At 46.7% G+C, this 12,750-nt stretch carries 11 protein-coding genes; 9 read left to right on the top strand and 2 right to left on the bottom strand.

All coding sequences use genetic code 11. From position 1 onward, the window contains the following. A partial coding sequence (locus tag RYL88_RS07655; RefSeq protein WP_314990308.1) for a lyase family protein occupies positions 1-836 on the bottom strand: 836 nt, incomplete at its 3' end. Positions 837-1,278: 442 nt separating this feature from the next. Between RYL88_RS07655 and RYL88_RS07650 the strand changes: the two genes are divergently transcribed. Both RYL88_RS07650 and RYL88_RS07645 read left to right on the top strand, forming a co-directional pair. Next, on the top strand, positions 1,279-1,872 hold the full coding sequence (locus tag RYL88_RS07650; RefSeq protein ID WP_314990306.1) for a hypothetical protein: 594 nt from the start codon (positions 1,279-1,281) through the stop codon (positions 1,870-1,872). A 739-nt stretch (positions 1,873-2,611) separates the two neighbouring features. Next, positions 2,612-2,989 carry a rhodanese-like domain-containing protein gene (locus tag RYL88_RS07645; RefSeq protein WP_295144967.1) on the top strand — a complete coding sequence of 126 codons (378 nt, stop codon included), beginning with the start codon at positions 2,612-2,614 and terminating at the stop codon, positions 2,987-2,989. A 179-nt stretch (positions 2,990-3,168) separates the two neighbouring features. Here RYL88_RS07645 and RYL88_RS07640 read toward each other — a convergent pair whose 3' ends face one another. After that, on the bottom strand, positions 3,169-4,266 hold the full coding sequence (locus tag RYL88_RS07640; protein ID WP_314990303.1) for a CinA family protein: 1,098 nt from the start codon (positions 4,264-4,266) through the stop codon (positions 3,169-3,171). 121 nt (positions 4,267-4,387) lie between these two features. On the opposite strand from RYL88_RS07640, the gene ileS reads away from it, so the two are divergent. From ileS to RYL88_RS07605, 7 genes are all read left to right on the top strand, one after another. After that, positions 4,388-7,144: an isoleucine--tRNA ligase gene (gene ileS / locus RYL88_RS07635; RefSeq protein ID WP_314990301.1), complete on the top strand. Its 2,757-nt coding sequence runs from the start codon at positions 4,388-4,390 to the stop codon at positions 7,142-7,144. A 96-nt stretch (positions 7,145-7,240) separates the two neighbouring features. Continuing rightward, a complete protein-coding gene (gatA, locus tag RYL88_RS07630; protein ID WP_314990299.1) occupies positions 7,241-8,596 on the top strand; it encodes an Asp-tRNA(Asn)/Glu-tRNA(Gln) amidotransferase subunit GatA in 1,356 nt (451 codons plus the stop codon). 14 nt (positions 8,597-8,610) lie between these two features. Beyond that, positions 8,611-10,059 (top strand): IMP dehydrogenase, encoded by a 1,449-nt coding sequence (gene guaB, locus RYL88_RS07625; protein WP_314399074.1) that lies wholly within the window; start codon positions 8,611-8,613, stop codon positions 10,057-10,059. Further along, positions 10,059-11,159 carry a homoserine O-acetyltransferase gene (locus RYL88_RS07620; protein WP_314990297.1) on the top strand — a complete coding sequence of 367 codons (1,101 nt, stop codon included), beginning with the start codon at positions 10,059-10,061 and terminating at the stop codon, positions 11,157-11,159. Before guaB ends, RYL88_RS07620 begins: the two co-directional genes overlap by 1 nt. Next, entirely contained in the window at positions 11,152-11,346 is a 195-nt protein-coding gene (gene xseB / locus RYL88_RS07615; RefSeq protein ID WP_002948190.1) for an exodeoxyribonuclease VII small subunit, read from the top strand. The genes RYL88_RS07620 and xseB overlap by 8 nt, the downstream gene beginning before the upstream one ends. Then, positions 11,339-12,145 carry a carbon-nitrogen hydrolase family protein gene (locus RYL88_RS07610; RefSeq protein ID WP_314990296.1) on the top strand — a complete coding sequence of 269 codons (807 nt, stop codon included), beginning with the start codon at positions 11,339-11,341 and terminating at the stop codon, positions 12,143-12,145. Before xseB ends, RYL88_RS07610 begins: the two co-directional genes overlap by 8 nt. A 424-nt stretch (positions 12,146-12,569) precedes the next feature. Continuing rightward, positions 12,570-12,743 (top strand): hypothetical protein, encoded by a 174-nt coding sequence (locus RYL88_RS07605; protein WP_314990294.1) that lies wholly within the window; start codon positions 12,570-12,572, stop codon positions 12,741-12,743. Positions 12,744-12,750 lie beyond the last annotated feature (7 nt).

Genomic DNA, 12,750 nt, shown 5'->3' with positions numbered 1-12,750 from the left:
CCGCTAACGTGAACAAAATCTGCAGTATCTTGCGTAGCCGCGATAAAGTCATCGGCGGGTTTAAAGTTTACGCCCGTGATTTGGCTTAAAATTTTATGAACGGCCGCTTTATAATCAGGATGGCAGTTGATACCCGTTCCGATCGCGGTTGCACCCATGTTTAGCACAGCCATAGACTCTCTTGCGGCGGTGATTTTTTCGATATCGCTTTTGATGTAGCTTGCAAATGCGTTAAACGTATTGCCAAGCGTCGTAGGAACGGCGTCTTCTAGCTCGGTTCTACCCATCTTGATAATGTCTTTAAAGTCTTTTGCCTTAGCTTCTAGCTCGTTTTTAAGCAGCTCCATAGCCTTTAAAAGATCAGTTAGTTTAGCGTATGTAGCGACTTTGATCGAACTTGGATAAGTGTCGTTGGTGCTTTGGCCTAAATTCGTATGGTCGTTTGGATGCAGATACTGATACTCGCCTTTTTTGTGTCCTAGGCTCTCAAGCGCGACGTTTGTTATAACTTCGTTTGCGTTCATATTGGTGCTAGTTCCCGCGCCCCCTTGGATCATATCTACTACAAATTGATCTAAATATTTACCCGCGATTAGCTCGTCGCACGCTTTTGCGATAGCGTCGGCTTTTTGCGCGTCTAGAACTCCGACTTCTTTGTTGGCTAGGGCAGCTGCTTTTTTGATTTGGGCAAATGCCTTAACGAAATACGGATAATCTTTAAGCGGTCGTCCGCTCATGTGGAAATTCTCAAGCGCCCTAAACGTTTGCACTCCGTAATATACGTCGTCGGCTATCTCTAACTCGCCTATGAAGTCGTGTTCTCTTCTGGTTCCCATATCGGTTCTCCTTGTGATGAAATTGAATAATGAAACTATAGCGCAATTAAACTGATTTTTAAATTAAGATTTTAATTTTTTATTTATTTTTTTATTACGAATTTATCATTTTTTTAAGCTTTATTTTATACTAAAAGCGCTAGTTATGTCCGAAAAAAACGCGGATATGTATAAATTTTGATATTAAATCAGTCTTAAGCTAAAATAGCTATATAGACTTTCAAATATCAAAAATTTGTAAGATATTTTCGTTTTATTTTATCATTGAGACTATTTTTTATTAATAAACTTAAAAAAAGATACTAATATTATCCTATAAATTTAAGCTAGTATTTATTTAAATTTACACGCGCGTTGTCGCGCCGAACCCAAAAGAGGCAAATTTAATGTTAGTTCTAAATATATTTAGATAAAATATCCCAAAAATTTATAAAGGAAAAAGATGCAAACGAGCTTTATGAGGCGTCTAAACACGGCAAAAGCGCTAGGCATGACGTCCGGGATTTTGGTTATTTTAAATTTACTCTCGCAAGAGATGGTTTTACCAAAAAGCCTCTTTGATATCGCAACGAGCATGCGCGTAGCGATGTTGTTCGTCTCCGTCATCTGCCTTTACGGCGCGATATCAAAGGTAAACAAACTTGCAGGCGGAGGCGTGTTTAAGCTTTACCGCATTTTTATCGCGGTTAGTAGCGCGATGATTTTGCTAAGCTTTAGCGCGAACTACGCTCCCGCCAGCACGCACAAGATCCTATTTTTCGTCATTTGCGGCACGGCCGTGCTTGCGTTTTTGCTTTGGATAAAGGTAAATTTTAAACTCGGCGCCGTCACGCAAAACGCCCTATTTTCAGGCTACGCAGTGCTTTGCATCGTAGGCACGTTTATCGCCGCGGCGCTAAAGTTTTTGCTTACCAAAGCCCTGCGCGACCCTTATCCTATCGAGCTTGCGGTGCTTGGCATCTACCTAGCGCTAGGGTTTATCTACGTGCTTGCCTGGTCGAGAGTGGATTACGTCGAAAATCTCAATCAAGACTAAATAGATCCCGTCAAATTCGCGTTTCGAGCAAATTTAGACGACAAAAGCGAAAAATCGCGCGATAATGCTAAACTCGTTTAAATTTAAGCAAAGCTAAATTTAAATTTATCGTAAATCCGCAAATTTAAACTAGCGGCGACTTTAAATTTAACTCTACGAAACTCTAAATTTAGCCTAAAACCGTTTGATGCTATCGTTCATTTCAGCTTGTTTTTTAGCGCGTTTACTAGCGAAGTTGCTTAGCTAATGTGGGCTTTTATCTAGCGAAAGGCCGCTCCCTGCGCTCGGGCGCCCAAAATTTAATCAAAAAGTTTTGCCTTTTGGCTTAGAGATTTTATATTTCTTCGACGGTCGCGCGTTTTTATCGGCTTGATGCCAAGGCAGCTACGATAACCGCCGTTAGAAGTAAAATTTAGTAGACCGCTCAGGCATAAAAGCTCGCATCGCTGCGCCTCGGTCGCCGAGCGAGGCAAAAATGCAGCTCTAAATACGGCAAAACTGGAGAATTTATAATTTTACAATCGGCAAAAACCGCTATGGCCGCGTTTTAAAATTTGCTAAAACTATGCCTTGGATAAAGCGGCGATTAAAACAAAAAAGCGCAAATTTATGTTTTTTTCGTTGACGTAAATTTGAGATTGCGTCGTTTTGGCTCATAAAAATTTAGGAGTGACTTTATAATGACAAAATGTTTAAAATTTGGTGCTAATATTCGCGCCGTCAAATTTAAGGAGAAAAAATGAGAAAATTTATACTTTTAGGAGCGGCTGCGGCGATGGCATTTGCTGAAATTACTACGGTGCAAGTTAGTCCCGAAGCGATAAAAAACTACGAGCAAATCGTAGATATCAGAACGCCTTCTGAATGGGCGGAAACGGGCGTGATAAAAGGTGCAAAGACCATCACTTTTAACCCCGCCGACAAAGATAGCTTTTTAAACGAGCTAAAGGCCAATCTCGATCTAAAAAAGCCCGTCGCGCTAATTTGCAGGAGCGGGCGCAGAAGCGCTGCTGCGGCTATGGCGATAGATTCGCCGGAGCTAAATATAATAAACCTTGACGGCGGCATGAGTAGCCTGATAAATCAAGGCTACGAAACCGCGCCGTATCAAAAATAATCCGCAAATTTCTTTAATCCGTCAGGCTTAAATTTACGCTAAATTTTAAGTTTGGCGGAGCTGATTTTCGCTCTACTCGCGCGCAAGACGGCGGCAAATTTTAAATTCCCGCCGTTTTTACAAATTTATAAAAAGTATTTAGCGCAAATTTGGCGATTTTTATCAAATTTAGTCCAAATTTATGCTAAAAACAGCCTCGGCTTTAGCTTTAGCAGGCAAACATACGCAGCCAGCGCGCTTTGCTCTCTTATGTAGTTGCGGTCTCCGTTTAAATTTAGCCTTTCGATGATGCATTCGCTGTCCTTTGCGTAAGCTCCTACAAATACCGTTCCCACGGGCTTTGCCTCGCTACCGCCCTCAGGCCCCGCGATACCGCTGATAGCTAGAGAGAAGTCCGATTCGCTCGCCTTTAGGGCGCCTTTTAGCATCGCCATCACGCACTGCTCGCTCACCGCGCCGTAGGTTTCCAAAATTTCATCGCTAACACCCAGCCAGTCGCGCTTCATCTTATTTGCGTAGGTTACAAGCGAGCCGTTAAATGCCGCAGAAACCCCCGCAAAAGCGCCGAATTTTGCCGCCGCAAGCCCCGCAGTGCAAGACTCGGCAAAGGTTAGCTTTAGTCCGCTTGACGTAAGTACGCGCGCTACGTGAGCCGCGACGTCTTCGCCTTCAAAAAATTTGCCCGAAAAGAGATTTTTCGCGCCGTTTATAAAGCCGCCGATTTGACCGAATTTATTCGCTTCTACTCTGATTAACGCCAAATTTGACAAAATTTGAGACGAATAAATTTGCACTTCGTATGTTTTAGCTAGCGGTTCGAGTAGGATTTTCGCACTCTCCTCGTCAAAGTCTACCAAGTGAAAATATCCAAAATCGCGCTGCGTTTTGATCTCTATGGCCGGCAATTTTTGATTTGCGTCGGCTTTTATTAAATTTACGTAAGTTTGGTCTAATCTTACTAAAAAGCTCTCGTCGCTAAAGATTTCTGCTCTACTGGGAGCTAGCATCTGAGGGGATTTTAGCTCCAAAACATCGCCGCTTAAAGTTGCTAAAATTTTAGCCGCGACGGAGTAGTTTTTGCTAGACGCAAATATACAAAGACCGTCCGAGCGCGCGCAAAGATGCTCGATGATAAACGGCAGCTCCTTGTCGCTGCGACTAACGAACCTAAACTCGCCCAGCTCGCCGAAATGCCGCTTGTAAGCGCAAATAATATAATCTAAAAAAGGCGCGTTTACGCCGATATCTTCGCCGATGATCAGTAGTGCGTTTTTCACTATTTTCTCCTTTAAAAGCTAAAAATATCTTACATAAATTTAGCTTAAAATAGCGTTTTTTCAGTAGCGTTTAATCGCCGTTTGGATAGAATCTACCAATTTTTTACTTCAAGGCGAACCTATGGATTACAAAGATACTTTATTGCTTCCAAACACCGAATTTCCCATGCGCGGCAACCTGCCGGAAAACGAACCCAAGCGCTTAAAATCGTGGTTTGACGATAGAAAAATCTACGAAAAAATGAAAGCTAAAAGGCAAAAAGCAGCCAAAAGCTTCACTCTGCACGACGGCCCTCCCTACGCCAACGGCAACATCCACATCGGACACGCGCTAAACAAAACCCTAAAAGACATCATCTTAAAAACGCACTATTTCTTCGGCGAAAACGTGAGATTTACGCCGGGCTGGGACTGCCACGGTCTACCGATCGAACAGCAAGTCGAGGTAAAACTGGGTGAGAAGAAAAAAAGCCTCGGCAAAACGCAAATCCGCGAGCTTTGCCGCGAACACGCCAGAGAATTTATCGGCGTGCAAAAAGAGAGCTTTAAACAGCTAGGCGTCGCTAGCGACTGGGACGACCCGTATCTGACGATGAAATTTAAATTTGAAGCCGAAATTTACAAAACGCTTTGCAAAGTCGCCAAACGCGGACTTTTAGTCGAGCGAAGCAAGCCGGTGTACTGGAGCTGGGCAGCTAGAAGCGCTCTAGCAGAAGCCGAGGTCGAGTACGAGGACAAAGAGGACTATAGCATCTACGTCGCGTTTAAACTAGACGAGGAAGCCGCCGCAAAAATCGGCGCAAAAGACGCTCGCGCGGTCATATGGACGACTACTCCTTGGACGCTGCCGGCAAACCAAGCCATCTCGCTAAGTCCGAGCGAAATTTACGTTTTAACGTCTGAAAATTTGATATTTGCCAAAGAGATGCTTGGCGAGATAGAAAAAGAAGGGCTAACTAAGGGCGAAATTTTAAAAGAATTCGCCTCCGCCGAGCTTGAAAACCTTCACGCGATAAATCCTCTAAACGGCAGAAAATCGCTATTTATCCTAGGCGATCATGTAACGATGGACGGCGGTACGGGTCTAGTTCACACTGCCCCGGGGCACGGCGAAGACGACTACCACGTGAGCCTAAAATACGGCATCGAAGTCATCATGCCGGTTGATGAAGGCGGATTATACGACGAGACGCTAAAGGCGAAAAAATTATTCCCAGAAGACGTAGTAGACGAGCTAATCGGCATGCATATCTTTAAAGCCAACGAGAAAATTTTAGAGCTTCTAGGCTCAAATTTGCTAAAAGTTAGTAAATTCGTCCACTCGTATCCGTTTTGCTGGAGGACGCATAAGCCGGTTATCTACCGCGCTACCAAGCAGTGGTTTATCGCGATGGACGAGCCTAAAATCGAGGGCAAAACGCTAAGAGAAGTCGCGCTAAAAGAGCTTGAAAACGTCAAATTTTACCCTGCAAGCGGCGTAAAAAGGATAGGCTCGATGATAGAAAATCGTCCCGACTGGTGTATCTCGCGCCAACGCGACTGGGGCGTGCCGATAGCGTTTTTTAGACGCAAGGATACTAAAGAGCCGATATTTGACGATGAAATTTTAGATAACGTCGCGGCGATATTCGAGCAAAAAGGCGCGGATGCGTGGTGGGATAGCCAGATCAAGGATCTATTGCCGGCAAACTGTAAATACGATCCGCAAAATTTAGAAAAAGTGATGGACATCCTAGACGTCTGGTTTGACAGCGGCTCGACGTGGGCTGCGGTGCTAAAAAGCGGCGACTACGATGCGGGTAGCTATCCTGCGGATATGTACCTAGAGGGTAGCGATCAGCACAGAGGCTGGTTCCAAAGCTCGCTACTGCTAAGCTGCGCCGCGCAAGGACGAGCGCCGTATAGAAGCGTGCTCACGCACGGCTTTACCGTCGATGAAAACGGCCAAAAGATGAGTAAAAGCAAGGGCAACGTCGTAGCTCCGGCAGACGTCGCTAAAACCTACGGCGTGGAAATTTTACGCCTTTGGGTTGCGCTTAGCGACTACTCCAGCGACCTAAAAATCAGCGAAAACATCCTAAAACAAGTAAGCGAACAATACCGAAAAATACGCAATACGATAAGATTTCTACTAGCCAACGTAAACGACCTAGAAGATATCGAAACGTCAAATTTTAATATCCTAGACCGCTGGATACTAAGCCGCGCGAAAAAAGCATTCGACGAGGCCGAAGCGGCGTTTAGAAACTACGACTTTTCAAAGGGATTTAGCCTGCTGATGAATTTCCTAAGCGCTGATTTAAGCGGCATTTACCTTGATATCTGTAAAGACCGCCTATACTGCGACGCCAAAGACAGCGATACGCGCCGCTCGGCTCAAAGCGCCATGGCGCTAATCACTAGAGCGCTACTGCCGCTCATCGCTCCGACGCTAACCTACACCGTGGATGAAGCGATGGACTATGCGCCTAAGATCATAAAAAACGGCGCGACCGACGCCTTTGATCTAGAGTACGCGCCGCTAGATTTTGAGTTTAACGTGGACGACGAGCTACTAGTGGCTAGCCGCGAGAAGTTTTTCGAGCTAATCGACGTACTCAAAAAAGACAAAAAGATAAAATCGACCTTAGAGCTAGTGTTACAAACCAGCTCAAATTTGATCCTAAGCGAAGACATAAACGAGATCAGCGACTGGTATATGGTTAGCGATGTCCAGAGTCTAGACGGCAGCGACGGCCTAGCCGAATTTGACGTCGGAAACGATAAATTTAAGCTTGTTTTATCAAAACGCTTCAAATGCCCGAGATGCTGGAAATTTACCGCTAAGCACGACGGCGAAACCTGCCCTAGATGCGAAAAGGCGCTAAATGCTCTCTGAGCCTGTTAGCTTTAGCTTCGTAGCGGCGACCATCGCGGCGATACTCGCGGTTACGGCCGTTGGCATCGTAGCGGTAAATAAATTTAAGGATAAAAAATGATAACTTTAAAGCAAGCTCTAAAGCTAAGCGAGGGCGAAGTATCCGAGCTTAGAAACGAGCTAGAAAAGAAAATTTTAGCAGATAAAGAACTTGGCGCTTACGTCGAGCAGCTGGCAAATTTGCCGCTTGGCAAACTGGGCGCGGGCGTACCGATCGCCATCAAAGACAACATCCAGGTAAAAGGCTGGAGCGTCACGTGCGCGTCTAAAATTTTACAAGGATACGTCGCGCCTTATAACGCGACCGTCGTCGAAAAGCTGCTAGCCTCAGGCTTAGCGCCGTTTGGACGCACGAATATGGACGAATTTGCCATGGGAAGTACGACCGAGAGCAGCTACTACGGCAAAACGCTAAACCCCCTAAACCGCGAAAGAGTACCGGGCGGCAGCTCGGGCGGCTCAGCGGCTGCGGTTGCGGCGGGGCTAGCGGTTGCGGCCCTTGGCAGCGATACGGGCGGCTCGATACGCCAGCCTGCGGCATTTTGCGGATGCGTCGGGCTAAAGCCCACCTACGGGCGCGTTAGCCGCTACGGTCTTGGCGCCTACTCCAGCTCACTCGATCAAATCGGCCCTATAACGCAAAACGTAGAAGACGCCGCAATCCTATACGACATCATCGCCGGCCATGACGACAAAGACAGCACGAGCGCGGAGATAAAATTTGAAAGCGTCGCAGACAAACTAGACGCAAACAAAAAGCTCACGATCTGCGTAATCGAAAACTACGTGAACGAAGCCTCGGAAGAGACTAAAAAAGCGCTTTTAAGAGCGGTCGATATTTTAAAATCCGCAGGCCATAAAATAATCTATAAAAATTTAGAAAACTCAAAATGCGATATCGCAACCTACTACATCATCGCCACGGCCGAAGCTAGCGCAAATCTCAGCCGCTACGACGGAGTGAGATACGGACGCAGGGCGGAAGCTAAAAATTTAAAAGAACTTTATGTAAATTCGCGCTCGGAGGGGTTTGGCGAAGAGGTAAAAAGACGAATCCTGCTAGGTACTTTCGTGCTTAGTAGCGGTTATTACGACGCGTATTACATCAAAGCGCAAAAAGCTCGAGCCTACGCTAAAGCTAAATACGAGCGGATTTTGAGCGAATGCGACCTCATTTTTATGCCCGTCGCCCCTCGCACGGCGTATAAATTCGGCGATCTAAAAGACCCGCTAGAGGCCTATTTGTCGGATATTTACACGATCAGCGTAAATTTAGCCGGCTTGCCCGCCGTCTCGGTTCCTGTAGCCAAGGACGCAGACGGACTAAACGTCTCGGCTCAGCTCATCGCCAAAGCGTGGGACGAAAAAACGCTACTAGAGGGCGCTCTTAGCCTTGAAAATTTAATAATTTAATAAAAGGATAAAAGATGAAGATAATTAAGCGAGCTTTGACCTTCGAGGATGTTCTTTTGGTACCTCAGTATTCTGAAATTTTGCCTAAAGAGGTCGATATAAAAACAATGTTTAGTAAAAACGTCTCGCTAAACATCCCTCTCGTCTCAGCCGCGATGGATACAGTAACAGAGCATAGAGCCGCTATCATGATGGCGCGTCTGGGAGGCCTTGGCGTCATACACAAAAATATGGACGTCGCATCGCAGGTACACGAAGTACGCCGCGTCAAAAAAAGCGAGAGCGGCGTGATCTTCGATCCGATCTCTGTTAGCCCCGACGCTACCGTAGGCGAGGCGCTTGATCTCATGGCCGACCTTCATATCTCGGGCGTTCCGGTCGTGGATGAGAATAAAATTTTAATCGGCATTCTCACCAACCGCGATTTGCGCTTTGAGACAAACAGAGGCACTCCCGTAAAAGATAGGATGACTAAAGCCCCGCTCATCACGGCTCCAAAAGGCTGCACGTTAGACGAAGCGGAGAAAATTTTCCACTCAAATCGCGTAGAAAAGCTCCCCATCATCGATAAAGACGGCCGCTTAGAGGGTCTCATAACCATAAAAGACCTAAAAAAACGCAAAGAGTATCCAAACGCCAACAAAGATAAGCTAGGCCGTCTAAGAGCCGCCGCAGCCATCGGAGTAGGACACTTCGAGAGAGCTCGCGCTCTTACCGAAGCGGGCGTAGACGTCATCGTCATCGACTCCGCGCACGGACACTCAAAAGGCATCATCGATACTCTAAAATGGGTCAAGGCGAATTTAAACGTAGACGTCGTAGTCGGCAACATCGCAAATCCAGCCGCCGTCAAAGACCTAGCGCAGGCCGGCGCTGACGGTATAAAAGTAGGCATAGGGCCCGGCTCTATCTGCACCACTCGTATAGTCGCAGGCGTAGGCGTACCGCAAATTTCAGCCATCGACGACTGTGCAACGCAGGCTAAAAAATACGGCATCCCGGTAATCGCAGACGGCGGCATAAAATACTCAGGCGACCTAGCTAAAGCCCTAGCCGCCGGCGCTAGCTGCATCATGGTCGGTAGCCTATTAGCGGGTTGCGACGAGAGTCCCGGAGAGATGATAACCTTTCAAGGACGCCAGTATAAAACCTACCGCGGCATGGGTAGCATCGGCGCGATGACCAAAGGCAGCAGCGATAGGTATTTTCAAGAAGGCACTGCGCAAGATAAGCTCGTGCCTGAGGGCATCGAAGGCCGCGTGCCGTATGCGGGCTCTATAAAAGACGTCGTGCATCAGATGGTGGGCGGCTTGCGAAGCTCGATGGGTTACGTGGGCGCAAAGGATATCGCGGACTTTCAAGAAAGAGCCGAGTTTGTGGAGATCACGAGCGCAGGACTAAAAGAAAGCCACGTCCACGACGTAGTAATCACGCAAGAAGCCCCTAACTACAAAGTCAATTAGTGCTAAATTTAAAAACCGGCAAGGTAAAATTTAATGAGCCGCTTTATCTGGAAAGCGGCCGAATTTTGCCCGAATTTGAGCTAGCTTACGAAACGTACGGCGAGCTAAACGAAGATAAAAGCAACGTCATAGTCGTCTGCCACGCGCTAACCGGTAGCCACCACGCCGCGGGCAGATACGAAAACGAGCAGAAATTCGGCTGGTGGGACGCGCTGGTCGGCGAGGGCAAGGGCATAGATACGAGCAAATTTTTCGTCATCTGCGTAAATATCCTCGGCTCAAATTTCGGCTCGACAAATCCGCTCAGTATCGAAAAAAGCACGGGCAAACAGTATCGTTTGCGCTTTCCGGTGCTAACCATCAGCGACGTAGTAAAAGCGCAGATGAGGCTTTTTAAGCACTTAGGCATCGAGCGAGCACATGCTGTCGTGGGCGGTAGCCTAGGCGGTATGCAAGCGCTTTGCTTTGCGATCGAGTTTCCAAATTTCGCTAGAAACGTCATCATCCTAGCAAGCACCTATCAATGCAAGGCCTGGGCGATCGCGTTTAACAAAATCGCGATCGAGGGCATCCTACGCGATCCTGGCTTCAAAGACGGCCAGTACGACGAAAACGACATCGCAGCGCAGGGCCTAACAGGCATGGCGCTAGGGCGTATGGCAGGGCACATCAGCTTTCTTTCGCCTAGTTCCATGGACTCCAAATTCGGCCGCAATTACGTCGAAACCGACGGTCTTTACGAGCTTACGGGGCGGTTTCAGGTCGATCGCTATATGGAGTACAACGGCCGCGGCTTTCCCAAGCGCTTTGACCCGCTAAGCTACCTTTACATCGTAAAGATGATGAATATCTTTGACTGCACGCGCCACTACGACGACCTAGCGCACGCTCTTTCGCCCATTTGCGCCAAAGTTACGCTTATAGCATTTAGCGGCGATATGCTGTTTCCGCCAAGCTGTATGCGGCAGATGTACGAGACGCTGCAGGGTATCGGCAAGGCGTGCGATTATCACGAGATAGACAGCGACTACGGCCACGACGCGTTTTTGGTCGAAGTGGATAAATTTGAAAAAATCATAAAAAAGGTTTTAGATGAGTGAAAATTTAAGCGAGGATTTTGAGAGCAAACTCGCCAAAGCAAATGAAATTTTAAAACAGCTCGGCGACGAAAATTTAAGCCTAGAGCAAAGCGTCAAGCTGCACAAAGAGGGTAAAAAGCTACTCGAGGAAGCAGACAAAATCCTGCAAAACGCAAAGCTAGTCGTAAAGGACGCGGACGATGAGTAGCGCAGCCGTTTGCGCCTTGCAACTGCCGACTCAGCCCATGAGCGAGTCGAGGCTGGATTATTATTTTAGGATTTGCGTGGGCGAAGGCGCTAGACTCGTAGTGCTCGGAGAGTACGTGCTAAACAGCTTTTTTAAAGAGCTAGAGCTCATGCCAAAAAGCCTCATCAAAGAGCAAAGCGAGCGCAAAAAGCACGCGCTTGCCGCGATGGCGCAAAAATACAATCTAGAAATCCTAGCCCCGCTAGTGCTACCCAAAGGCAAAGGCTTCGTCAAGGTCGCGGCAAGATTTAGCCCTGCGTCCTCGCGCTTTTACGAGCAGCAGATCCTGATGCCCTACCCGCACTGGAACGAGGCGAATTTTTTTACCAACAAAGATGAGGGCGAGCTAAATTTGCCCGTCTTTAGCTACGAAAAATTTAAAATCGGCGTGATGTTTGGCTTTGAGGCGCATTTTGACGCGGCGTGGGCGTATATGGCGCGCAAGAAAGTCGATGCCGTCGTAGTTCCCACCGCGTGCACGTTTTTTAGCGAGTCGCGCTGGGAGGAGCTGCTAAAAACCCGCGCCTTTACAAACAACGTCTACGTCCTGCGCGTAAACCGAGTCGGCAACCACAAGGCTGCAAGCGGCGAGCAGTGGAGTTTTTACGGCGATTCGATGCTCATTAGCCCATTTGGCGAGGTGGTTTCGCGCCTAGGCAAAAACGAGGAGATGATGGTAGCAAAACTCGAAAAAAAAGAACTGAGCGAAGCTAGAAAGACTTGGGAATTTTCTAAAATTTTAGAAAAAAGATTTAATTAAAATTTAAAATAAATTTTCAACTTTAGGCGGTTAAATCTACCGCCTCATCCTAGCTTTGGCACGGGTAGCTTTTGCTCAGCCTTCTATATAATTTTGCAATTAAGCCCGTATTTATCGCCGTCTCATAAATTGAGCCAAATTTGATTAACAAAGAGCCGATTTTGTAGCTTTGCATCGCTTTAAACTTTGATTTCGCGTATCCAAAAATAAAAACGCGTTTTGCTCGGCTAGCGCCGAATTTTAGGGCTCTAGCAATTCTAACTCCGCTAAATTTAACTCAATCGCCCTATTTTAATTTTTTTTCGTCACCGACTTTATTTTTGTTTTAAATTAGGCGTTTAAAAAATAGGATGCCGAGTCAAAAATCAGATGATGAAAAGCGAAAGAAAAACTAAAATTTAAAAAAAGGAGAAACCATGGGATTTTGGGATACCGTAAAAAGGCTGGAGAAGTTAGCAAGCAGATCTCCGACAAAGGGGTAGAAATAATGCAAAAAAAGCTAGCCAAAAGATCAGACGACGAAATAAGAGAACTCGTAAAAAAGTGTCCTGACAACAAGCTAATAGCTCAGGAAGCGCAACGGCGGGGCATATACTAAACTAAAG

This window comes from uncultured Campylobacter sp., assembly GCF_963517995.1.
Classification (GTDB): domain Bacteria; phylum Campylobacterota; class Campylobacteria; order Campylobacterales; family Campylobacteraceae; genus Campylobacter_A.
The sequence above is the reverse complement of the archived record's forward strand: the minus strand, read 5'-3'. Positions and strand labels throughout refer to the sequence as shown.